Source organism: Pseudomonas sp. NKUCC02_KPG (genome assembly GCF_019345465.1).
Taxonomy (GTDB): Bacteria; Pseudomonadota; Gammaproteobacteria; order Pseudomonadales; family Pseudomonadaceae; genus Aquipseudomonas.
On the sequence record NZ_JAHKRC010000055.1, the window covers coordinates 1 to 206 of the forward strand.

Below are 206 nucleotides of genomic sequence, written 5' to 3' on the forward strand. Positions count from 1 at the left end.
GCTCATCTGATAGCGCAAGGCCCGAAGGTCCCCTGCTTTCTCCCGTAGGACGTATGCGGTATTAGCGTCCGTTTCCGAACGTTATCCCCCACTACCAGGCAGATTCCTAGGTATTACTCACCCGTCCGCCGCTCTCAAGAGAAGCAAGCTTCTCTCTACCGCTCGACTTGCATGTGTTAGGCCTGCCGCCAGCGTTCAATCTGAGC

Annotated in this window: 1 rRNA gene; it reads right to left on the minus strand. The window is 56.3% G+C overall.

The annotated features are described in order from the left end of the window. Nucleotides 1-206, minus strand: a 16S ribosomal RNA gene (locus tag KO536_RS24155); the annotation flags it as partial.